This window comes from Roseateles sp. P2_H4, from assembly GCF_056403315.1.
On record NZ_JBFUFR010000003.1, the window covers coordinates 46330 to 69638 of the forward strand.

Genomic DNA, 23309 nt, shown 5'->3' on the forward strand with positions numbered 1-23309 from the left:
ACACCATGCTGAAGACCCGCGTCATCACCGCCCTCGTGCTGCTGGCCATCCTGCTGCCGGTACTCTTCCAGGCCTCGCCCTGGCCCTTTGCCTGGGTCACCGTCGTCATGATGGGCGCGGCCGGCTGGGAATGGGCGCGGCTCAATGGCCTGCCCGGTACCGGCGCGATCGCCGCCGGCGTGGCGCTCGCGCTGGCCTGTGTCTGGACGCTGCTGATCGGCGGCCTGAACGCACCACCGGCCTGGGTCTGGTCCCTGGCCAGCCTGGTCTGGGTGCTGGGCGGCGCCTTTGCCTTGCGCGCGGGCCCGACCGGCTGGCCGCGCATCGCACGCGGCGCGCGGCTGGCCCTGGGCGGCGTGCTGCTGTGGGGTGCCTGGCTGGCCATCGTGCAGGCCAAGGTGCACGGCATCAACTTCATCCTGTCGGTGTTCTGCCTCGTCTGGATGGCCGACATCGCGGCCTATTTCTGCGGCCGCGCCTTCGGCAAGAGGAAGCTGGCGCCGGCCATCAGTCCCGGCAAGAGCTGGGAAGGCGTCTGGGGCGGCATGGCGGGCGTCATCCTGCTCGGCTTCGTCTGGGTCCATGTCATCGACGTGAAAGTCGCCATCGACTCGCCCAGCCTCTACACGCTGCTGGTCCAGCGCCATGGCTGGGTGTCGCTGCTGGCCCTGGTCTTCCTCGGCGCGATGAGCGTCGTCGGCGATCTGTTCGAATCCCTCGTGAAGCGCGCCGTCGGCGCCAAGGACAGCAGCAATCTGCTGCCTGGCCACGGTGGCGTGCTGGACCGCATCGACGCGCTGCTGCCCGTCTTCCCGTTGGCGCTCGCGCTGATCAGCCTCTGATATGACCCGCCAACGCGTCTGCGTCCTCGGCTCGACCGGCTCCATCGGCGTCAACACGCTGGACGTCATCGCGCGCCATCCCGAGCGCTACGAGGTCGTGGCGCTCAGCGCGATGAGCCGTGTCGATGAGCTGCTGGCGCAATGCCTGGCCTGGCAGCCGCGCTTCGCCGTCATGCCCGACCGCGACGCCGCGGCGCGCCTGCGCGAGCGGCTGCGCGAAGCCGGCAGCCGTACCGAGGTCATGGACGGCGCCCCGGCGCTGGCCGACATCGCCGCGCATCCGGAAGTCGACACCGTCATGGCGGCCATCGTTGGCGCCGCCGGCCTGGCGCCGGCCATCGCCGCCGCACGCGCCGGCAAGCGCCTGCTGCTGGCCAACAAGGAGGCCATCGTCGTCGGCGGCGCCTTGTTCATGCAGGCGGTGGAGCAGGGCGGCGYGACGCTGCTGCCCATCGACAGCGAACACTCGGCCATCTTCCAGTGCCTGCCCGAGGATCGCGCGGCCTGGCATGAGCGTATCGACCACATCGTGCTGACGGCTTCCGGCGGCCCCTTCCGCAGCCGCGACCCCGCCACGCTGGCTGATGTGACGCCCGACCAGGCCTGCGCCCACCCCAACTGGGTCATGGGCCGCAAGATCTCGGTCGACTCGGCGACGATGATGAACAAGGCGCTCGAGGTCATCGAGGCGCGCTGGTTGTTCAATCTCACGCCGGATCAGATCAAGGTCATCATCCATCCGCAGAGCATCATCCATTCGATGGTGGTCTGCCGCGACCAGTCGGTGCTGGCCCAGCTCGGCACGCCGGACATGCGCGTGCCCATCGCCTACGGCCTGTCCTTCCCCGAGCGCATCACCTCGGGCGCCAGCCGCCTTGACCTGCTGACGACGCCCAGCCTGACCTTCGAGGAAGCCGATGCCGTGCGCTTCCCCGGCCTGCACCTGTCCTGGCAGGCGCTGCGTGCGCCTGAGGGCAGCACCACGGTGCTGAATGCGGCCAATGAAGTGGCGGTCGACGCCTTCCTGAACGGCCGCCTGCGCTTCGACCGCATCCACGCGGTCAACTCGCAATGCCTGGCCGACGTTCAGCCGGGCGACTGCGCCAGCATCGAGGCGCTGCTGGAGCTCGATGCCCGCACCCGCGTGCATGCCCAGCAACTGGCCCGCCAACTGCCGTGACCACCCTCATCGCCTTCCTCGCCGCGCTGGCCCTGCTGATCGCGGTCCACGAATGGGGCCATTACCGCGTCGCGCGGGCCTGTGGCGTCAAGGTGCTGCGCTTCTCCATCGGTTTCGGTCGCGTGATCTGGCGCCGCGTCGGTCGCAACGGCACGGAGTTCACGCTCAGCGCGCTGCCGCTGGGCGGCTATGTGCGCATGCTCGACGAGCGCGACGGTGCGGTGGCACCGCAGGAGCGTGAACAGGCCTTCAACCAGCGGCCGCTGCGCCAGCGCGCCGCCATCGTCGCGGCCGGCCCGGCGGCCAACTGGGTGCTGGCCGTGCTGCTGTTCGCCGTCGTGGCCTGGCTGGGCAGCGAAGTGCCCAAGGCCGTGCTGGGCACGCCGCCCGCCGGCTCCCTGGCCGAGCGCGCCGGCCTGCATGCCGGCGACTGGGTGCGGGCCACGTCGTCCGACGGCCAGCAATGGCAGGACGTCGAGTCCCTGGTGCATCTGCAGTCGGCGGTCGCCCGCGCCCAGGCGCTGGGAGAGACGCTGCACCTGTCGGTCAGCAGCGCGCAGGGCCATGGCTCGCGCAGCGTGCACCTGGAGACGGAACGCCTTGCCGGTCGTGCGCCCGATGCCCAGTTGTTCAACGACATCGGCCTGGCGCCGCTGGCCGAGCCGCTGATCCGCCAGGTCGCCGCGGGCGGCGCCGGTGCGGTGGCCGGGCTGGAAGCCGGGGACCGCGTTCTTTACATCGATGGTCAGGCCGTGCCCGATGCCGGTTTCCTGCGCGACGCCATCCGTCGCGCCCGCGACGGCGACCAGCCGCGCGCCATGGCCTGGCGCGTCGAGCGCGCTGGCCGCGTCGTCGAACTGAACCCGACGCCGCGCCTTGTCGATGATGGCGGCCAGAGCGTGGCCCGGCTGGAGATCGGCGTGGGCTCACAGCCCGAGCGCGTTTTCGTCAGCTACGGCCCGCTCGATGGCCTGTGGCGCGGTGTCGAGCAGAGCTGGGACATGGCCGCCACGACGGTGCGGCTGCTCGGCCGCATGCTGATCGGTGAGGCCTCGGTGAAGAACCTGAGCGGCCCGCTGACGATTGCCGATTACGCCGGCCAATCGGCCAAGGCGGGTTTGTCGCCCTATCTGGATTTCCTCGCGAAGATCTCGCTGAGCCTCGCCGTTCTGAACCTGCTGCCGCTGCCTATGCTCGATGGCGGGCACCTCATGTATCATCTTTTTGAGGGTCTGAGTGGCCGCCCCGTCTCCGAATGGTGGCAACGGCAACTGCAGCGCGCTGGCGCGCTGATCCTGATGCTGATGATGGCCTTGGCCCTTTCCAACGACGTCACCCGCCTTGCGGGCTGGCACTGACACTCCCCGGTTCCCATGTCCTTTCCTTTCAGTTCGGGAGCGAAGCGTCGCCCCTTCCGCCTCGGCTTGCTGGCTCTGGCTGTCACGGGGATGTTCCAGTCRGGGCTGGCCTGGGCGGTCGATCCCTTCGTGCTCAAGGACATCCGCGTCGAAGGCCTGCAGCGTACCGACCCGGGTACCGTGTTCGCRTCGCTGCCCTTCCGCATCGGCGACACCTACAACGATGAAAAAGGCGCCGCCGCCCTGCGCGCCCTGTTCGCCACCGGCCTGTTCAAGGACGTGCGCATCAGCATCGAAGGCAATGCCGTCGTCGTCATCATCGACGAGCGCCCCATCATCGCCAACGTCAACTTCGTCGGCCTGAAGGAGTTCGACACCGAGGCGCTGACCAAGTCGCTGAAGGACGTCGGCATCGGCGAAGGCAAGCCCTTCGACAAGGCCCTGGCCGACCGCGCCGAGCAGGAACTGAAACGCCAGTACCTCACGCGCAGCCTCTACGGCGCCGAGGTCACGACGACGATCACGCCCATCGAGCGCAACCGCGTCAACGTCAGCTTCAACGTGACTGAAGGCGATCCGGCCAAGATCGCCGAGATCCGCATCCTCGGCAGCAAGGTCTTCTCCGAGAGCACGCTGCAAGGCCTGCTGGAGCAGACGACCACCGGCTGGCTGACCTGGTACACCAAGACCGACCGCTACTCGCGCGCCAAGCTGAACGCGGACCTGGAAACCATCCGCAGCTACTACCTGAACCGCGGCTATCTCGAGTTCGCCGTCACGTCCACGCAGGTGACGATCTCGCCGGACAAGCAGAGCATCAGCATCGCCATCACGGTCAGCGAAGGCCAGCCCTATACCGTCACGGGCGTGAAGCTCGAAGGCGACTACCTGGGCCGCGAGGAAGACTTCAAGCACCTCGTCTTTCTCAAGCCCGGCGAGGCCTACCAGGGCGAAGCGGTCGCGAACACGACGCGCGCCTTCAGCGACCTGTTCGGCACCTATGGCTATGCCTTCGCCCGCGTCGACAGCAAGCCCGACATCAACCGCGAGACCGGCCAGGTCGTCGTCACCTTCAGCGCCGAGCCGCAACGCCGCGTCTATGTGCGCAAGGTCATCGTCTCCGGCAACTCGCGCACCCGCGACGAGGTCATCCGCCGCGAGTTCCGCCAGTTCGAGGCGGCCTGGTACGACGGCCAGAAGATCAAGTCCTCGCGCGACCGGGTCGAGCGCCTGGGCTACTTCAAGGACAAGGAAGTCACCATCGACACCCAGGAGGTGCCGGGCGCCCAGGACCAGGTCGACGTGCTGCTGACCGTCGTCGAGCGCCCCACCGGCGCCATCACGGTCGGTGCCGGCTACTCCAGCCAGACCAAGCTGTCCTTCACCGGCTCCATCCGCCAGGACAACGTCTTCGGCTCGGGCAACTACCTCGGCATCGACGTCGCGACGGCCCGCACCGGCCGCCAGCTGCAGGTCAGCACGGTCGACCCCTACTTCACGGTCGACGGCGTGTCGCGCTCGCTGGACGTGTTCTATCGGACCACGCGCCCGATCAACACGCTGGGCGAGGAGTACCAGTACGTCACCAAGGGCGGTGCCATCCGCTTTGGCGTGCCCTACTCGGAAGTCGACACCGTCTTCTTCGGCGTCGGCTACGAGCAGACCGACATCACGACGTCCAAGGGCCTGCCCAACAGCTATCTGCTGTTCGTCAACCAGTTCGGCCAGCGCAGCAATTCCATCCCGCTGACCATTGGCTGGCAGCGCGACAGCCGCGACAGCGTGATTTCGCCGCTCAAGGGCAGGTACCAGCGCGTCAACGTCGAGACCAGTGCCATCGGCGACGCCAAGTTCGCCCGCATCAACCTGCAATACCAGCAGTATTTCGAGATCACCAACAAGATCACGCTGGGCATCAACAGCGAGCTGGGTTGGGGCGTGGGCCTGGGCGGCAAGCCCTATCCGATCTTCAAGAACTTCTACGGTGGCGGCCTGGGCTCGGTGCGCGTCTTCGAGGCCGGCTCGCTGGGCCCGGTGGACCCGACCGGCTCCTACATCGGCGGCAACCGGCGCTTCAACACCAATGCCGAGCTCTACCTGCCGGTGCCCGGCAGCGGCAACGACAAGAGCTTCCGCATCTTCGGTTTCGCCGACCTCGGCGGCGTCTGGGGGCCGGACGCCAAGCTCAACTGGAACACGCTGACCAATGGCAAGGACAACGAAGGCCGCGACATGCTGCGCATGTCCGCCGGTGTCGGCCTGTCCTGGATCTCGCCGATGGGTCCGCTGCGCCTGAGTTACGGCAAACCGATCCGCAAGGCGCGGACGGATAGAATCGAAAAATTCCAATTCCAGATCGGGACTGCATTCTGATGATGAGCAAGCTCTTGCAATCGATGGCCCTGGCCGCGTCGATGATGTTGGCCACCTCGGTGGTGCAAGCCCAGGAACTGAAGATCGGCTACGTCAACAGCGAGCGCGTGCTGCGTGAGGCCAATCTGGCCAAGGCAGCGCAGATCAAGCTGGAGACGGAGTTCGGCAAGCGCGAGAAGGACCTGCGCGATCAGGAAACCAAGTTGCGCGCCGCCGCCGAGAAGCTGGAAAAGGATGCGCCCACGCTGTCCGAAGCCGAGCGCAACCGCCGCCAGCGCGACGTTGTCGAGCAGGAACGTGATCTGCAGCGCAAGCGCCGCGAATGGCAGGAAGACCTGACCCAGCGCAAGAACGAAGAGTTGTCCGGCGTGGTCGAGAAGGCCAACCGCGTCATCAAGCAGATCTTCGACGCCGAGAAGTACGACCTCATCCTGCAGGACGCCATCCACTTCAGCGCCCGCGTGGACATCACCAAGAAGGTGATCGACGCGCTGAACGCGCAGAAGTAAACCGAGCCCGTCATGAGCCCGACACCAGTCGCGCTCGGGTCCAGCGAAACGACAGCGGTCGAGCTGTCTCAGCTGATCGCCGCCTTGGGCGGCGATTTGCTTGGTGGGTCCGACATCCGCATCGCCCGCATCGCGCCGTTGGACGAGGCTGACGCCCAAAGCATCAGCTTCCTCGCCAACCCGCGCTACCAAGCCCAGCTCGCCACCACGGCAGCGGCCTGCGTCATCGTGTCGCCTTCGATGGCGGAGCTGGCCTCGGCGCGTGGCGCGGCCATCGTCACACCCGACCCCTATCTCTACTTCGCCCGCCTGACGCAGTGGTGGGCTGCGCGCGTGCGGCCTTCGCCCAAGGCCGGCGTGCATGCCAGCGCCGTCGTGTCGCCGGAGGCGAGGCTGGGCAAGGGCGTCGAGGTCGGTCCGCTGGCCGTCGTCGAGGCTGGTGCCGTCGTTGGTGACCATGCCCGCATCGGTGCGCATTGCGTCGTCGAGCGTGATGCAGTCGTTGGTGCGCACACGCGGCTGGCGCCGCGCGTGGTGCTCGGCTACGGTTGCCGCATCGGCGCGCGTGGCCTGGTGCACAGCGGTGTGGTCATCGGCGCCGACGGCTTTGGCTTCGCGCCCAGCAAGAACGGCTACGTGAAGATCGAGCAGCTCGGCGCGGTCAGCATCGGCGACGACGTCGAGATCGGCGCCAACACCTGCATCGACCGCGGCGCGCTGGCCGACACCGTCATCGAGGACGGCGTCAAGCTCGACAACCTGATCCAGATTGCCCACAACGTGCACATCGGCCGCAACACGGCCATGGCCGGCTGCGCGGCCGTGGCCGGCTCCACACGCATCGGCGCCAACTGCACCATCGGTGGCGCGGCCAACATCATCGGCCACCTGACCATCGTGGACGGCGTGCACATCTCGGCTGCCACCACCGTGACCCGCAGCATCCCCTCGCCGGGCGTCTACAGCGGCCCCTATCCCTTCGAAGAGAATTCGAGCTGGCAGAAGAACGCGGCCACCCTGCGACAGCTCAGCACCCTGCGCGAACGCGTGCGCGCGCTGGAGAAGAAATAAATGAACGAACCGACCCCGACCACCCCGACCGCCATCCCGACGACGATGGACATCCACGAAATCCTGAAGCGCCTGCCGCATCGCTATCCCATCCTGCTGGTGGACCGCGTTGTCGAGCTGATCAAGGGCGAGCGCATCCGCGCCATCAAGAACGTCTCCATCAACGAGCCCTTCTTCCTGGGCCACTTCCCACACCGCCCGGTCATGCCGGGCGTGCTCATCCTCGAAGCCCTGGCCCAGGCCGCGACGCTGCTGGCCATCGAGAGCGTGGGCATCACGCTGGACGAGAAGTCGGTCGTCTACTTCGCCGGCATCGACGGCGCCCGCTTCAAGCGACCTGTCGAGCCGGGTGACCAGCTGATCCTGGAAGTGACGCTGGGCCGCGCCAAGGCCGGCATCTACAAGTTCACCGCGAAGGCGCTGGTGGGCGACCAGCTCGTCGCGGAAGCTGAGCTGATGTGCACGATGCGCCGCATCGAAGCCTGAAATGAAGCCCCTCGTCCAGCCGCACGCCGCTGAACGCGGTGCGTCTGACCGGTCCCCCTGGGGGACGGCGATGCCCGCGGCATCGAGCCGCGAGCACATCGCCAGCGCGGGCCGGCTCGGGAGCGGGCCAGCGCTCGGCCCGCAAGTTTCTAAGTAATGGCTATGTCCTCGATCCATCCCACCGCCATCGTCGACCCCGCCGCCGAGCTGGACTCGTCGGTCACGGTCGGCGCCTATTCGCTGATCGGCCCGCACGTGAAGATTGGCGCCGGCACCCAGGTCGGCCCACATGTCGTCATCGAAGGCCACACCACGATTGGCCGTGACAACACGTTCTTCCAGTTCTCGTCCATCGGCGCGGCCAACCAGGACAAGAAGTACGCCGGCGAGCCGACGACCCTGGTCATCGGCGACCGCAACACCATCCGCGAGTTCTGCACGCTGAACATCGGCACGGTGCAGGACCGCGGCGAGACGACGGTGGGCAACGACAACTGGATCATGGCCTATTGCCATCTGGCCCACGACGTCGTCATCGGCAACGAGTGCGTGCTGGCCAACAACGCCACGCTGGCAGGCCATGTGCAGGTGGGCAACCACGTCACCATCGGTGGCCTGACCGGCATCCTGCAACGCATGCGCATCGGCGACCACGCCATGATCGGCTTCCAGGCCCATGTGGCCCAGGACGTGCCGCCCTTCATGACCGTGGACGGCAATCCGCTGGCGGCACGTGCCGTCAACGTCGTCGGCCTGAAGCGTCGCGACTTCAGCAGCGAGCGCATCGCCGTCATCCGCCAGATCTACAAGCTGCTCTATCGCAGCGGCCACACGCTGGACGAGGCCAAGGCGGCCATCGCGGGTTTGAAGGGCACGGAAGGCGGTGCAGCCGACGCCGACATCGACAACATGCTGAATTTCCTTGCCGCCTCCACCCGCGGCATCGTCCGATAAGCGATGCAGACCGCGCCCCGCCTCGGCATGGTGGCCGGCGAGGCCAGCGGTGATCTGCTGGCCGGCCTGCTGCTGCAAGGGCTGCGTGCGCGCTGGCCAGAGCTGACGTCGCAGGGCATAGGCGGCCCGAAGATGATTGCCCAGGGCTTCGAGACCTGGTGGCCGCACAGCAAGCTGTCCATCTTTGGCTATGTCGACGCGCTGCTGAACATCCGCGAGCTGCTGTCCATCCGCAAGCAACTCGGCACGCGCCTCATCTCGAACCGGCCCGACGTCTTCATCGGCGTCGATGCGCCCGACTTCAACTTCGGCCTGGAGACGCGGCTGCGCGAGGCCGGCATCAAGACGGTCCACTTCGTCTGCCCGTCCATCTGGGCCTGGCGACCCGAGCGGGTCGTGAAGATCAAGGCGGCCGCCGACCACGTGCTTTGCCTCTTCCCCTTCGAGCCCGAGATCCTGCACAAGGCCGGCATCGGCGCGACCTATGTGGGCCACCCGCTGGCGGATGCCATTCCCGTGGAGCCACCACGTGCAGCGTCGCGCGAGGCCTTGAAGCTGCCTGAGGGCGACACCGTCATCGCGCTGCTGCCCGGCAGCCGCAAGAGCGAGATCAACTACATCGCGCCGGCGCTGATCGCTGCGGCCAGGCTGTTGGCCAGGCCGGGGCGGCGCTTCGTCATGCCCGTCGTGCCGGGGCTGCGTGGCCTCGTGGAACCTATGCTCGGCGGCGTCGACATCCAGCTCGTCGACGGCCAGTCGCATGCGGCGCTGGCGGCCTGCGATCTGACGCTGGTGGCCAGCGGCACGGCCACGCTGGAGGCGGCCCTGTTCAAGCGTCCCATGGTCATCGCCTACCGCATGAATGCGCTGAACTGGTGGCGCATGAAGGGCAAGGGCCTGCTGCCCTGGGTGGGCCTGCCCAATATCCTGGCGCGCGACTTCCTCGTGCCGGAGCTGATCCAGCACGCCTGCACGCCGGAGAACCTGGCGCGGGAGGCGGAAGCCCTGCTTGCCGATGCACCGCGCCGTGCCGCCTTGCACGAGCGCTTTGTCCAACTCCACGAGCTGCTGCGGCAAGACACCGCACAGCGCGCCAGCGATGCGATCGCGAGTCTCATCGGTGCCTGAGCAAGTTGCTCTCGACTGGACCCCGCCCGGCCTTGTCGCCGGCGTGGATGAGGCCGGCCGTGGGCCGCTCGCAGGCCCGGTGTTTGCCGCCGCCGTCATCCTCGATGACCTGCAGCCGATCAAGGGACTGGCCGACTCCAAGGTGCTGACGGCTGCCAAGCGCGCCAAGCTCTATGACGAGATCCGCGCCAAGGCACTGTGCTGCTGCATCGCGCAGGCCAGCACCGAAGAGATCGACCAGATCAACATCCTGCAGGCCACCATGCTGGCCATGCAGCGCGCGGTCACAGGCCTGCGCCTCAAGCCGGCGCTGGTGCGCATTGACGGCAACCGCCTGCCCGTGCTGCCCATGGCGGCCGAGGCCATCGTGAAGGGCGACGCCACCGTGCAGGCCATCTCGGCCGCCAGCATCCTGGCCAAGGTCGCGCGCGACCTGTTCTGCGAGCAGATGCACCAGAGCCATCCGCAGTACGGCTTTGCCACGCACAAGGGCTATGGCACGCCCGAGCACCTGGCCGCTCTCAAGCAGCATGGCGCCAGCCCCTGGCATCGGCGCAGCTTTGCCCCGGTGCGGGAAGTCTGCATTGACGTGACCATCAACCCGCTGGCATGAAGCTCGATCACGTCACTTCGCGCGACAACCCGGCGCTGGTCAGGCTGCGCAAACTCGCCGCCGACGCTGGCGGTTATCGCAAGACGGGCAGCGTCTGGATCGAGGGCGACCATCTGCTGCGTGCGGCCCTGCAACGCGGTTGGCAGCCAGCCCTGGTCGTGCTGACGGAAGGCGCGATGCAGGACGCCATGTTGGCCGCCTTGACTGAGTCCGCATTGCGCACCCTGGTCGTGCCGACGGCGCTGTTCAAGGGCCTGAGCGGCCTGGAGTCGCCGGCGCAGATCGGCGCCGAGCTGACGCTGCCGGCGGCACCCCAGATCGACGCCAACGCCGCCACCGTGGTGCTCGACCGCCTGCAGGACGCCGGCAACGTTGGCGCCATCCTGCGCAGCGCGGCGGCCTTTGGTGTGCGCCAGGTGCTGGCCCTCAAAGGCACGGCGGCGCTGTGGTCTCCCAAGGTCGTGCGCGCAGGGCAGGGTGCCCATTTCGGCCTGCGTCTCGTCGAAGGCCTGGCCGCGACCGATCTGGAAGCGCTGGTCGTGCCCCTGGTCGCCACCAGCTCCCATGACAGCCAGCCGCTGCACCGGATTGCGCTGCCGTCCCCCTGCGCCTGGGTCATGGGCCACGAAGGGCAGGGCGTTTCTGCCGAGCTGATGGCCCGCTGCGCGCTGCGCGTCGGCATCCCGCAGCCGGGCGGCGAGGAGTCGCTCAACGTGGCCGCGGCGGCGGCCATCTGCCTGTACGAGAGCGAGCGGCAGAAGGGCTGATCCCCGGGTTTCGGGGAGCTGAGCGCCGGGTTCCCCCGCCCGTTTCGAGAATAATTGCGCCGCCTCGCCAGTCGGGGGTACCTCCCACAGGACCGCAGTGTCCTGGGGTGGACAAGAGATTTCAGGGAGATCCATGAACGCCAGCCTCGCTATCGAGCGCATCAGCGCCCGAGCACTCTTCACGCGCGCCCTCAATGCGCCTGCCCTCAGCCATCACCTGCTGCGCTGGGGCGCCGTGCTGCTGGCGGCCTGGTGTCTGGCTGCATGCGGCGGCGGAGGCGGTGGCGGTGAGTCCGTCGCCCAGCCCAGCCTGGCTATCACCCAGCAACCTGCCGACCAGCGTGTCGTGGCGGGCAGTTCGGCCACATTCCGCGTGGCGGCCAACGGTGCTGCCAGCTTCCAATGGCAGCGCCTGGGCGCCGACGCGCAGTGGACGGACATTGCGAGTGCCACGCAAACGGAACTCGTATTGACCGGCCTGGCTGAAGCCGACAACGGCCGCCAGTACCGCGCCCAGGTCAAGGCCGGGGCGGTGGTGCTGACCAGCTCGGCCGCCACGCTCAGCGTGACGCCGCCGGTCCCTGCCGGCGTGGCCGCGCAGCCGAGCGACGTGCAGGCGCGGGTGGGCCAGGCGCCGAGCTTTAGCGTCACCGCGAGCGGCACCAACGTCGCCTACCAATGGCAGAGCAGCAGCGACGGCCTGACCTGGACCGATGTGGCCGGCGCCACGACCGAGACGCTGACCCTGCCCACCGCCACCTTGGCCGACAGCGGCAAGCTCTACCGCGTGGTGGTGCGCAACAGCCTCGCGACCGTGACCTCGCGCGCCGTGACGCTGAGCGTGCTGCCGGCACTGCAGAAGCCGTTGTTCACCGCGCAGCCGCAGGACCGCAGCGTCGTGGCGGGTGAGGGCGCCACCTTCACGGCGACCGCCAGCGGCGAGCCCGTGCCCACACTGCAGTGGGAGACCAGTCTGGACGGCCAGACCTGGACGCCGGTGGCTGGCGCCACGGCATCCACGCTGGCGGTGGCCAATACCCTGCAGGCCGACAACGGCCGCCGCTACCGTGCGGTCGCCACCAACTCCCAGGGCAGTGAAACCAGTGGCGTCGCCCGGCTGACGGTGGTTGCTGCCGTGGCGCCGTCCTTCGTGAGCGCCCCCCAGGCGGTGACGGTGAACCTGGCCCAGGCCGCGGCCTTCGAGGTCCAGGCGAGCGGCACGCCGACGCCCACCCTGCAGTGGCAGGTCAGCCTGGACGACGGCAAGAGTTTCACCAATATCAACGGCGCCACCGGCACCCGCTTGGAGCTGGCGACCACCGTCGTGGCAGACAACGGCAAGCTGTTCCGTGTCGTCGCCAGCAACCGCGTGGGTGACCTGGCTTCGCCCGCCGCCAAGCTGAGCGTGCAGTTCGCGCCGCAGCTGACGCTGCACCCGCAGGACGTGGTCTCCGGGATCTCCCAGGCTGCCGTCACGCTGACCGCGGCGGCGACCGGCAATCCGGCGTCCACCGTGCAGTGGCAGGCCAGCAGCGACGAGGGCACGACCTGGAAGGACGTCGCCGGCGCCACGGCCGCGAGCTACACCTGGTCGCCTACGCGGGCCGAGGACCGCCAGCTGCTGCGCGCCAAGTTCAGCAATGCAGCGGGCGTGGCCTACAGCAATGCCGCGCGCATCCGCAAGGCCAGCTGGAAGGCCGTGTCGCCGAGCTTCGTGGGCAGTGCACTGATCGCGGTGCGTTGGCTCGACTCGCGGGTTGCGGTGGCCGTTGGCCACCTGGGCGCCATCGTGCGCACGGGTGACGCCGGTGCGACCTGGCAGTTCGTGCAGGAGCCCATGGCCGGCCGGCCGCGCTATTCACGGATCGCCGCGCTCGATGCGCGCACTGTGATGGTCGCTGGCGACAACGGCACCATGATGCGTTCCGAGGATGCCGGCCTGACCTGGCGCTCGATCGCCATTCCGACCACGGGCTGGGTCTATTCGCTGTCCTTCCGCAATGCCAGCATTGGCGTGATGGGCTCCGGGGACGGCGCCTTCCGCAGCGTCGATGGCGGCCTGACGTGGACGCGGCTTGTGTCCGCCGACGCGACCTGGCCTCTCGAGAAAGTCAGCGGCATGGCGCTGCGCGGCATGCTGGGCTTTGCGATCGGCAGCGACAACTGGTTCCGCAGCACCGATGGCGGCGCGACTTGGCAACCGCTGAGCCCGCGACCGGCCTTCCTGAATACCTTTGTGATCAACAGCAGCGGCAGCGTCACCTTCGTCGACGACCAGACGCTGATGGCGAGCGGTCGGGCATTCGCCCGCAGCACGGACGGTGGCCTGACCTGGCAGGAGATGCCGCCTGTCCCGGGTGTCAATGGCATCCTGTCGGAGCTGCGATTCAGCCCGGACGGCCAGGTCGGCTTCGACATGTGGGGCGACGCGCGCTCGGTCGACGGCGGTAAGACCTGGGCCAAACGCAGCGCCCCCCACATGCTCAACGACGTGGCCTTCTCGCCCGACGGCGTGGCGCTGGGCGTTACCTCGCGCGGCGAGATCAAGAAGAGCAGCGACCTCGCCGACACCTGGAGCAAGCCCTACGGGAGCCAGGGCCTGGATGGTGTCCAGTTCTGGGGCATCGAGTTCCCGGACAACGATGCGCGCGGCATCGCCTTCGGCAACGTTGGCAGCCAGATGGCCTTGTTCCAGACGAGCGATGGCGGCCTCAGCTGGCAGCCGCTGCAGCAGTTCGCCATCACCTCGGTCTATTCGCCGGCCAATGTGTCGTTTGCCGACGCCCAGGTCGGCATGGTGGCGCAGGCCAACGGTCCGCTACTGCGCACGACCGATGGCGGACGCAGTTGGACGCAGTTGCCGGCACCGCCGATCGGCAGCGACAAGGCGCTGACCAGTGGCAACAGCGTCCTGGCGATGGTGGACCGCAACACGGCCGTCATGACCGCCAAGGGTGGCGCGTATCGATCGGCCGACGGTGGCAGCAGCTGGACCCGCACCCTGACGCTGAGCGAACCGCTTTACCAAGACCTGTTAGTCGTTGGCGCGCGCGGCAACGTGGTGCTGACGGTGGCCAACGACGGCCGCGTCCATCGCAGCGCCGACGGTGGCCAGACCTGGAGCACGGGCAGCTACCCGGACAGCCGGCCGATCTCCATCGCCTGGGCCAGCAATTCGACGGTCTTCATCCTCGACGCCTTCGGCGCACTGAGTCGCAGCGACGACGCAGGGAAGACTTGGCGCCAGGTGCTGCCGAAACACGTGCCGATCGAGATGTTCTTCACCATTCGCTTCTCGGCGGACGGGCAGACGGGCCTCATCGCCAGCAATCTGGCCGTCTATCGCAGCAGCGATGGCGGCCAGACCTGGAACCGTGATTTCGACTTCACGGCTTCGGGCTTCTGGCTGACACCAGGCTTCACCGGCGCGCACCAGCCGGTGCTGGTGGGCGCCGACGGCCAGGTGTTCGTCGGCAGCGGGTATTGATCGCCAGGGACCACGCCCGGTCCCTCGCGGTCACTGCCGCCGCAGCAGCGTCAATCCGATCAACCGCGACACCACGGCCGCGAGATACATCACGCCGACGAACATCTCCAGGCTGCACAGCGCGCGGGCCATGGGGCGCAGCGGGATGACGTCGCCGATGCCGGTGCTGGAGAGCAGGGCGAAGCTGAGGAACATCAGCTCGGTCCAACTGCGCGGCTGCTCGGCGTTGACTGCGGCCGCGAAGCTGCCCGGTTGCACGGCCTGCAGCACGACGAAGCTGTAGGCAAAGCCCCAGGCCAGCAGCGTGAAGGTGGCAGCCGCCGCGAACAGCTCGCCCGTCGTGGCGTGCATGTCGCCCATCATTTAGGCGACGAGGCTGGCGGCGGCGTAGAAAAAGAACACCGCCTCCAGCGCGGCCGACCAGGGCTGCAGCCAATGCATGTCCCGCGCCGCCTGCAGCACCAGCATGACGATGGCCGGCAGTGCGAGGCAGACGCTCAGCCAGGTCAAGCCCGGCGTGCGACACGCCATGCCGGTCGTGAACACCAGCACCGTGATGCCGAAGGCGCTCAGCGCCACCGGCCCGGCGCGCGTCGATTCGAGCAGCGGGTAGAGCAGCAGGCCGACGAGTTGCACGATCAGCAGGATGGCCGAGGGGTGGCGGCGCGTGAGGTCGCGGAGTCGCTGGTGAGGGCCGGGCATGCGGGGATTCTGCGGCCAGCGAATCCGTGGGCACACTTGCAATCGAGAATGATTCTCATTACAGTATTGCCATGCTCGGTGATGCCCTCCCACCCAAACCCCCGCTGACGCTGCAGGCCAGGCAGCCCGCGCGCGCCACGGCGCCCGCGGCAGCCACCGACCGCCGCATCGACAGCGCCACGCTGCTGGGCCCCGGCGGCGAGTTGTTCATCGACCACCACCAGCAGGTCTACCGCCTGCGTCTTACTTCGCTGGGCAAGCTGATCCTGACGAAGTAGTTCCCCGCGTTTCGCCATCCCGCGCCAGCCAGCCGCTGCCAGCCCGCGCCTCCTCCCACCGGAGCTCCCGTGCTGAAGACTGCTGTTGCGCTGGCCGCCGGCAGCTGGGGTGAGTGCTCCGTCCGCTCTGCCTTGGAGACCTCATCAAATGGCTGAAGCCTGTTGCGCCGCCCATGCCGCCCCGCCGCCCGTCGCTGGTTCGCGCCGCCGCCGGCTGTGGGAATTGGGCAGCCACGCGCATTGCCCCGTCGTCGGCGTCTGCGTGCCGCTGGAGCGTGTCCGCGTGCTCGCGAAAAAGCTGCTGGTGCTGCAGGGCGACGAGGACGACTACACGCTGCACTGCAGCCTCGTCACCGCCGCCGCGCGCCGCAACGCGGTGGCCGAAGCGCTGCAGAAGGACCTGGAGCAGCGTTTCGCCATCGACGTGCGCAACGCCGCCCAAGCCAAATGCCGCGACAGCCTGATGACCTGGTGGCGCAATCGCGCCGCCCAGGGCGAGATTGCCGGCGCACTGTGGGCGACGCTGACGCATGCGCGTTGCGACGAATGGCTGGAGATGCGGGTGCTGGGCCAGGTGCACATGCTGCAGCACCAGGTCGGCGCCGCCCAGCGCGTGGACATCGTCCGCCACCGCGAGCTGGCCGCTGAGCACCAGGCCGTGGCGCGAAACTATGCCGAGGTGCAGCAGCGCGTGACCGGTTGGAGTCAGGAGCGCGCCCGTGAACAGCAGGCCTGGGAGCAGGAGCGCATGCAGTTCCGCGCCGTGCAGATCGGCCTGCAGACCCAGCTCGCCCAGGCGCAGGAGCAACTCGCCCATTGGCAGGCGGCGCGACCCGACCTGCCCGAGCGCGAGGCCCTGCGCGAGCGCCTGGCCGAACAGGTGGAGCGCAACCAGGCGCTGCAGCGCGAGGTCAACCGGCTGGCGTCGCGCATGCCCGTGGAAGTGGTGGAGTCGGTGGCCGTGGTGGAGGAGGCGCTGCCAGTCGAACCGGTGAAGCTGGAGCATCGCGTGGTGCTCTGCGTGGGCGGGCGTGGCGGCAGCGTGCCGCAATACCGCCAGGCCGTGGAGGGCTGCGGCGCGCAGTTCCTGCACCACGATGGCGGCAGCGAGCACAAGCCGGCCCAGCTGGAGCCCCAGCTCGCCGCGGCCGACCTCGTCATCTGCCAGACGGGCTGCATCAGCCACGACGCCTACTGGCGCGTGAAGGACCATTGCAAGCGGCATGGCAAGCGCTGCGTCTTCGTCGAGACGCCCAGCCGCAGCGCCTTCGAACGCGCGCTGGCCCTGGCGGCGGCCGAAGAAGGGGCAAATACGGCGGTCTGAGGGGAAGCCCCCAGCGGGGGAGCAAACTGGCTGCCGCAAACTGCAATTGTTTGCAGCCGGAGACCGCCATGCCCCCCGTCGCCTCGCCCCACCAGCTCGCGCGCCGCGCCATCGCCCTCGTCCTGGCCGGCGGCCGCGGTTCGCGCCTCAAGCAACTGACCGACTCGCGCGCCAAGCCGGCCGTCTACTTCGGCGGCAAGTTCCGCATCATCGACTTCGCGCTCAGCAACTGCGTCAACAGCGGCATCCGGCGCATCGGCGTCGTCACGCAGTACAAGAGCCATTCGCTGCTGCGCCACATCCAGCGTGGCTGGAGCTTTCTGCGTGCCGAGCTGAACGAGACGGTCGACCTGATGCCGGCCCAGCAGCGCACCGACGACGAGAGCTGGTATCGCGGCACGGCCGATGCGGTGTTCCAGAACCTCGACATCGTGCAGAGCACCGGCGCCGACTACATCGTCGTGCTGGCGGGCGACCACATCTACAAGATGGATTACTCCAGCATGCTGGTCGACCATGTGGCGACCGGTGCGGGGTGCACGGTCGGCTGCATCGAGGTGCCCAAGGACGAGGCCAGCGCCTTCGGCGTGATGGCGGTGGATGACGAGCGCCGCATCACGGCCTTCAAGGAGAAGCCTGCCGACCCGCCCTGCATCCCCGGCCGCGACGGCGTCTGCCTGGCCAGCATGGGCATCTATATCTTCAACGCCGACTACCTCTATCGCCTGCTCGCCGAAGACCTGGCCGACCCCAGTTCCAGCCATGACTTCGGCAAGGACGTGATCCCCAAGGTCGTCGGCGAAGAGAAGGCCGTGGCCCATCCCTTCGGCATGAGCTGCATCGTGAATCCCAATGGCGCCACGCCGTACTGGCGCGACGTCGGCACGCTGGACGCCTTCTGGGCTGCCAACCTCGACCTGGCCTCCATCAGCCCCGAGCTCGACATCTACGACACCGACTGGCCGATCTGGACCTACCAGCGCCAACTGCCGCCGGCCAAGTTCATCCCCGACCACAACGGCATGCACGGCATGACGGTCAACACCATCGTCAGCGCCGGCTGCATCGTGTCGGGCTCGCATGTCGTCCAGTCGGTGCTGTTCAACAACGTGCGCATCCGCTCCTTCTGCAACATCCACCAGTGCGTGCTTTTGCCGGGTGTGGAGATCGGGCGCCATTGCCGGCTGACCAAGGTCATCGTCGACCGCGGCTGCGAGATCCCCGACGGCCTGGTCGTCGGTGAGGACGCCGTGCTGGACGCGCAACGCTTCGAGCGCACGGAGAGCGGCGTCGTGCTGATCACCAAGCAGATGCTCGCGCGCCTGTGAATCGCGTTCTCCAAGTCAGTGCGGAGCTGTTCCCGCTGCTGAAGACCGGCGGCCTGGCCGACGTGGCGGGTGCCTTGCCGGCGGCCTTGGCCGCGGCCGGTGCCGAGCCGCGGCTGCTGGTGCCGGGCTTCCCGGCCATCCGCGAATCATTGACGAAGGAGTGCGCAGTTGCTCCCGTGGCGCTGCCGTGGAGCGAGGGCAGGGCGGCGCTGCTGCGTGGCCATCTGCCGGGCTTTGACATGCCCGTCTATGTGCTGGACGCGCCCGGCCTGTTCGATCGCCCCGGCAATCCCTATGCGGACGGCGCCGGCATCGCCTATGCCGACAACCACCGCCGCTTCGCGCTGCTGGGCCTGGCCGCCGCGCGGCTCGCGGAAGGCGTGGATCCGGCCTGGCGGCCACAGGTCGTGCACGCCCATGACTGGCATGCGGGCCTGGCCTGTGCCCACATCGCCGCCAGCCGCTCGCGCCGCCGCACTGAGGCGCGGACGGTCTTCACCGTGCACAACCTGGCCTATCAGGGGCTGTTCCCCGCCGAGCAGTTCGGCGACCTCGGCCTGCCGGCTTCGCATTACGCCGTCGAGGGCCTGGAGTTCTATGGCCAGGTGAGCTTCATGAAGGCCGGCCTGCACTTCGCCGACGCGATCACGACGGTCAGCCCGAGCTATGCGCGCGAGATCCAGACGCCCGAGCAGGGCTGCGGCCTGGACGGTCTGCTGCGCCATCGCGCCGACGTGCTGCACGGCATCCTGAATGGCGTCGACTACGGCGTCTGGTCGCCGGCGCAGGACAGCGCCATTGCTGCGCGTTACGACGCCAACGATGCGAGCGGCAAGGCGGCCTGCAAAGCGGCCTTGCAGCGTGAATGCGGTCTGGCCGTGAAGGCAGACTCACCGCTGTTCGGCATCGTCAGCCGCCTGACCGAGCAGAAGGGCTTGCCGCTGGTGCTGGAGGCGCTGAACGACCTGCTCGACCCGGGTGGACAACTGGTTGTTCTCGGCAGCGGCGATGCCCGCCTCGAAGCCGAGTTCGCTGCCGCCGCCACCAGGCACCCCGGCCAGATCGCCCGGCGCACCGGCATGGACGAAGGCCTGGCGCATCGCATCGTCGCCGGCAGTGATGTCATTCTGGTGCCGAGCCGCTTCGAACCCTGTGGCCTGACCCAGCTCTATGGCCTGAGCTATGGCGCGCTGCCGCTGGTCCACCGCGTCGGCGGCCTGGCCGACACCATCGTCGACACGACGCTCGAAGACCTGGCCGCCGGCACCGCGACGGGCTTTGTCTTCAACGCCTTCACGGCCGATGCCTACCGCCGCGCGCTGCGACGCGCGTTTGCGCTGTGGAGCCGGCAGGAATACTGGGCGCGGGTGCGAACGGCCGCCATGCGCCAGCACTTCGGCTGGGACGATGCAGCGCGACGCTATGTGCAGATCTACACCGGACTGCTGACCCACTGACCCCCTGACTGAGCAGGGGCCCCGAGCGCGAACCCTCGAGGCCCTGCCTAGAATCGCCACCGCCGATGCCACCGGGTCGAGTGGACGGCGCATAAAAGTCAGTCCGACAGGGAGGAAATACCATGCGCGCGAATTCCGCGTTGGCGTTGTTGACGACGCTCGCCTTGACCGCCTGTGGTGGCGGTGGCGGTGGGTCTGCCGCGCCAGCTCCGGCGCCCACGCCGGCACCGGCACCAGCCCCGACCCCAGCCCCGAGCCCTGCGCCGGCTCCCGCGCCAACTCCGGCACCGGCACCGGCACCGGCTCCTGCACCGACGCCGGCCCCAGCGCCGACACCTGCTCCCGCTCCCGCCCCTGCGGCCGCGCCTGGCGTACAAATCCTGGCCGAACTGCCGTCGCCTTGCGCGGTCGGCGCGGACGACTGCCTGAAGTTGGAACAACTGCTCATCGATCGCAGCAGCCGGCTGATGGTCTCGTGGCGCGAGCGCTCGCCGAGCGCAGCGGCGGGAATCCATGCCGGCATGCTCTATGGTGGCGCGGTCATGCAGCGGGCAAGGATCTCGAGCAACGCGGACGCATCCTTCCGGGTCCTGCTGGGCAGCCCCCGCAAGTATTCGGTGCTGCTGAAGGAGTCCTCCATCTGGAACGCCTTTCTCCTGGACGTGACCGCGACAGGCAGTGCTGACCCTGTTTTGTCGGACAAGGTCGCGACGACCCTGACGGACGAGTTGGTGCGCAACTTCAGCATGGCGCTGAGCACGGAAAGCATTGCCAAAGATACCGAACTGAACACCGTCGGCTATGGCGCCACGCCTGGTTCCGTGACTCTGGGCGGTGGCATGCAGGGCCAGGTCGCAGCGGTGCCTGCGATCGCCGGCCTGACCGCTCGCCCGGTGCGCGAACGCTACTTGGTGGCAGCCGGTTTCCTCAACCCTGTATTTCTATGGTTGGGCACCACGGCGCAGGGCCAGGCTTTCCGCGCCTTTCTCGGCGCCGACGGCAGCGGCAACTACAGCAGCACGCCGCTGTGGGGCAGCGTGCGTTCGTCCAGCGCGGATGCGCCTGACTGCCGCAGCGACCGTCCTGGTTTCCCGTCGCTGTTTGGTGTGTCGACGTTGCCTGGCTCTGCCGCCGTGGGCTGGTTGGAGTCCAACGACGCTGGCACGGCCTGCAATCTGCTCGTCGAAGGAGCGGTTTTCAACGCGGCCGGTACTCATGTGCGCAAAGCCGTGATGAATGGCGATTGGGTGGTCTGGGAGCAGCAGTCCGCCGCCGACAGGTCCGGACCAACGGAAGTGGTGGCGCGCCAGCGCGACTTTGCGACCAAGACATGGAGTGTTGTGGCCAAGTTGTCGACGCAACCCGTGTCGCGGCTGTTGGCCCAGACGAGCGGCCCGGGCTCCGCCGCATGGGCGGCCATCACCTGGCAGGAATGCGCCAGCATGGCGAGTGATGCGGCCTGCACGACCTACGCCGCCAAGACGCAGGTGTCGCAGAGTGCGCTGCTGACCGAGCTGCAGCTGACGCCCAGCAGTGGCAGTCCTCTGATGACGATCAACTACTACGGTGATGCCGTGGTGGCGTGGGTCGAACCGCGAGCTGCCTGCAAGGCGGATGCAACCAAGCAATGCGCCCAGATCCGGGCGCGATGGCTCTGAGCGACGAATCTGCTCTCAGCGTGCTGAGCCGGCAGATGCCGCCGAGCCGTTTTGCGAACGGTGGCGGCATGCACAAGAACAAGCGATAGGAAGTGAAGGAAATGAACGAAATGAGCATGCGCGCAGGCCCGGCACTGGTGCTGTTGACGACGTTCGCACTGGCTGCCTGTGGCGGCGGTGGCGGTGGTGCAAGCACTGCGCCTGCTCCAACACCTGCACCCGCACCCGCACCCGCACCCGCACCCGCACCCGCACCCGCACCCGCACCCGCACCCGCACCCGCACCCGCACCTGCGCCTGCGCCTGCGCCTGCCCCAGCACCTGCACCTGCACCTGCACCTGCACCGGCACCGGCACCCGCACCCGCACCCGCACCCGCGCCTGCACCCACACCAGCACCTACTCCGGCACCCACACCAGCGCCCGCACCGACGCCCGCGCCCGCACCGGTGCCCACCCCGCCTCCGGCGCCAACGAGCATGATCCTGGCCGAACTTTCGGCGCCCTGTCCCGCAGGCACGAGCGACTGCCTCGCGTTGGAAGCGGTTCGCCTGGACCGGGCCGGACGCACGATGCTGTCCTGGCGTGAGCGCGCGCCGAGCAATGCGACCGGCTCGCACATGGGCCTGCTTCCCAGCGGAGGCAGCGTCCTGCGGCGCGGCCAGATTTCGGCCAGCGTGGGCTACCCCTTCCGCGTGCTGACCGCGGCGCCCGACAAATACACGGTGCTGCTGAATGAGTGGGGGACGACCTGGCGGGGTTTTCTGGCGGACTTCTCGACCGCCTCGTCCGGTGAGCCCGTCTTCTCGGACAAGCTGACGACGGGCCTGGTCGACGAGCAGGTGCGCAACTTCACCGAGATCCGGGGCTCCACGGACGTCAACGCCGACAACGAACTCACGACCTTCACGTGGGGAGCATCGCCTGGCGCGGTCAATCTGGGCGGTGGAATCCAGGGCTATGTCGCAGCCCTGCCCCCGCTGATCGGCTACATGACGACGAAGCCGGTGCGCGAACGCCTGCTGCCGTACAGCGGCTCGGCCATCCAATGGATGGGCTCCAATGGTCTCGGCCAGGGCTTCAGCATCGTGGTGAACCGCGACGGCAGCGGTGCCTACTCCGGCGCAGGCATGATGAACGGCGACCCGCGCGCAGGGATACCGGACACGCCCGGCTGCCGCAACGACAGCCCCGGATTCCCGTCCGTGACCGGCACTTCGCTGGCCGCGTACGGAGCCGGCGTGATTTGGCTGGAGTCAAACGATGCGGGAACGGGCTGCGACATGCGCGTGGGGTACATCGTTCTCAACCCGCGCCTCAACCATGTACGCAAGGTTGTCTCGACGGGCGCCTGGGCGATCTCCGAACAGCAGGCCCTCAACGACAGGTCCGGTCCCCCCTCGATCTTTGTGAATGAGTACTCCACCACCCAGCGCATCTGGTCGGGCTTCACCAAGGCCTCCCAACTGCCCGTCTCCCGGCTGCTGGGCCAGGCCACCATGTCGTCCTGGATGGCCATCGCCTGGCAGGAATGCGACAGCATGGCTGCCGACGCCGCGTGCACGACCTGGCTGACCAAGACCCAGAGCAACACAACCTTGACCCTCAAGCAGACGAAGCTCGTTATGGCCGCCGGCAGCTCCGCGCCGTTGGTGTCCATCAACCATAACGGCGACGCCATCGTCGCCTGGGTGGAGCCGAGTGCGCCCTGCTCGGCGGACGCGACCAAGCAGTGCGCGCAGTTGAAGGCGCAGCGCTTCTGATCGGGTCGTCACAATGGGCTCATCCATCCAT

General features: G+C 68.2%; 20 protein-coding genes and 1 pseudogene. 19 read left to right on the top strand and 2 right to left on the bottom strand.

The features are described from left to right. Window positions 1-5 precede the first annotated feature (5 nt). The 12 genes from AC1DW3_RS03080 to AC1DW3_RS03135 all read left to right on the top strand — a co-directional run bounded on the left by AC1DW3_RS03080 (window position 6) and on the right by AC1DW3_RS03135 (window position 14768). Window positions 6-842: a phosphatidate cytidylyltransferase gene (locus AC1DW3_RS03080; protein ID WP_477928474.1), complete on the top strand. Its 837-nt coding sequence runs from the start codon at window positions 6-8 to the stop codon at window positions 840-842. A 1-nt stretch (window position 843) separates the two neighbouring features. Beyond that, entirely contained in the window at window positions 844-2022 is a 1179-nt protein-coding gene (gene ispC, locus AC1DW3_RS03085; protein WP_477928476.1) for a 1-deoxy-D-xylulose-5-phosphate reductoisomerase, read from the top strand. After that, complete coding sequence (gene rseP / locus AC1DW3_RS03090) at window positions 2019-3380, top strand: RIP metalloprotease RseP (RefSeq protein WP_477928478.1); 1362 nt, start codon at window positions 2019-2021, stop codon at window positions 3378-3380. Before ispC ends, rseP begins: the two co-directional genes overlap by 4 nt. 15 nt (window positions 3381-3395) lie before the next feature. Next, window positions 3396-5753 carry an outer membrane protein assembly factor BamA gene (gene bamA / locus AC1DW3_RS03095; RefSeq protein ID WP_477928480.1) on the top strand — a complete coding sequence of 786 codons (2358 nt, stop codon included), beginning with the start codon at window positions 3396-3398 and terminating at the stop codon, window positions 5751-5753. Beyond that, window positions 5753-6262, top strand: a complete 510-nt coding sequence (locus AC1DW3_RS03100) for an OmpH/Skp family outer membrane protein (protein ID WP_477928482.1) — start codon at window positions 5753-5755, stop codon at window positions 6260-6262. The genes bamA and AC1DW3_RS03100 overlap by 1 nt, the downstream gene beginning before the upstream one ends. A 12-nt stretch (window positions 6263-6274) precedes the next feature. Further along, on the top strand, window positions 6275-7333 hold the full coding sequence (gene lpxD, locus AC1DW3_RS03105) for a UDP-3-O-(3-hydroxymyristoyl)glucosamine N-acyltransferase (protein WP_477928483.1): 1059 nt from the start codon (window positions 6275-6277) through the stop codon (window positions 7331-7333). Continuing rightward, window positions 7334-7819: a 3-hydroxyacyl-ACP dehydratase FabZ gene (gene fabZ, locus AC1DW3_RS03110; RefSeq protein ID WP_477928485.1), complete on the top strand. Its 486-nt coding sequence runs from the start codon at window positions 7334-7336 to the stop codon at window positions 7817-7819. A 162-nt stretch (window positions 7820-7981) separates the two neighbouring features. Then, window positions 7982-8773, top strand: a complete 792-nt coding sequence (gene lpxA / locus AC1DW3_RS03115) for an acyl-ACP--UDP-N-acetylglucosamine O-acyltransferase (RefSeq protein ID WP_477928487.1) — start codon at window positions 7982-7984, stop codon at window positions 8771-8773. A 3-nt stretch (window positions 8774-8776) separates the two neighbouring features. Beyond that, complete coding sequence (gene lpxB / locus AC1DW3_RS03120) at window positions 8777-9901, top strand: lipid-A-disaccharide synthase (RefSeq protein WP_477928488.1); 1125 nt, start codon at window positions 8777-8779, stop codon at window positions 9899-9901. Then, entirely contained in the window at window positions 9873-10514 is a 642-nt protein-coding gene (gene rnhB / locus AC1DW3_RS03125; protein ID WP_477928490.1) for a ribonuclease HII, read from the top strand. Before lpxB ends, rnhB begins: the two co-directional genes overlap by 29 nt. Beyond that, window positions 10511-11281, top strand: a complete 771-nt coding sequence (locus AC1DW3_RS03130) for a TrmH family RNA methyltransferase (protein WP_477928492.1) — start codon at window positions 10511-10513, stop codon at window positions 11279-11281. The genes rnhB and AC1DW3_RS03130 overlap by 4 nt, the downstream gene beginning before the upstream one ends. Window positions 11282-11414: 133 nt before the next feature. Then, window positions 11415-14768 carry a YCF48-related protein gene (locus AC1DW3_RS03135; RefSeq protein WP_477928494.1) on the top strand — a complete coding sequence of 1118 codons (3354 nt, stop codon included), beginning with the start codon at window positions 11415-11417 and terminating at the stop codon, window positions 14766-14768. Window positions 14769-14798: 30 nt separating this feature from the next. On the opposite strand, the gene AC1DW3_RS03140 is transcribed toward AC1DW3_RS03135, so the two are convergent. Then, on the bottom strand, window positions 14799-15119 hold the full coding sequence (locus AC1DW3_RS03140) for an ion channel (RefSeq protein WP_477928496.1): 321 nt from the start codon (window positions 15117-15119) through the stop codon (window positions 14799-14801). A gap of 12 nt (window positions 15120-15131) precedes the next feature. Next, a complete protein-coding gene (locus tag AC1DW3_RS03145) occupies window positions 15132-15470 on the bottom strand; it encodes a hypothetical protein (RefSeq protein ID WP_477928498.1) in 339 nt (112 codons plus the stop codon). A 71-nt stretch (window positions 15471-15541) separates the two neighbouring features. Here AC1DW3_RS03145 and hemP point away from each other — a divergent pair, with 71 nt between their 5' ends. The 7 genes and pseudogenes from hemP (at window position 15542) to AC1DW3_RS03180 (ending at window position 23278) form a co-directional block, all read left to right on the top strand. Continuing rightward, window positions 15542-15748: a hemin uptake protein HemP gene (hemP, locus tag AC1DW3_RS03150; protein ID WP_477928500.1), complete on the top strand. Its 207-nt coding sequence runs from the start codon at window positions 15542-15544 to the stop codon at window positions 15746-15748. Window positions 15749-15896: 148 nt separating this feature from the next. Beyond that, window positions 15897-17072, top strand: a complete 1176-nt coding sequence (locus tag AC1DW3_RS03155; protein WP_477928501.1) for a DUF2325 domain-containing protein — start codon at window positions 15897-15899, stop codon at window positions 17070-17072. A 68-nt stretch (window positions 17073-17140) separates the two neighbouring features. Next, the gene (gene glgC / locus AC1DW3_RS03160) at window positions 17141-18400 is read left to right on the top strand and encodes a glucose-1-phosphate adenylyltransferase (protein WP_477928503.1); all 1260 of its coding nucleotides are present in this window, start codon (window positions 17141-17143) and stop codon (window positions 18398-18400) included. After that, the gene (gene glgA / locus AC1DW3_RS03165) at window positions 18397-19857 is read left to right on the top strand and encodes a glycogen synthase GlgA (protein ID WP_477928504.1); all 1461 of its coding nucleotides are present in this window, start codon (window positions 18397-18399) and stop codon (window positions 19855-19857) included. Before glgC ends, glgA begins: the two co-directional genes overlap by 4 nt. A 122-nt stretch (window positions 19858-19979) precedes the next feature. After that, a pseudogene (locus AC1DW3_RS03170) lies at window positions 19980-20174 on the top strand (YncE family protein); the annotation flags it as partial. 114 nt (window positions 20175-20288) lie between these two features. Next, window positions 20289-21515 carry a hypothetical protein gene (locus AC1DW3_RS03175; RefSeq protein WP_477928779.1) on the top strand — a complete coding sequence of 409 codons (1227 nt, stop codon included), beginning with the start codon at window positions 20289-20291 and terminating at the stop codon, window positions 21513-21515. 479 nt (window positions 21516-21994) lie between these two features. Then, complete coding sequence (locus AC1DW3_RS03180) at window positions 21995-23278, top strand: hypothetical protein (RefSeq protein ID WP_477928506.1); 1284 nt, start codon at window positions 21995-21997, stop codon at window positions 23276-23278. Window positions 23279-23309: the final 31 nt, after the last annotated feature.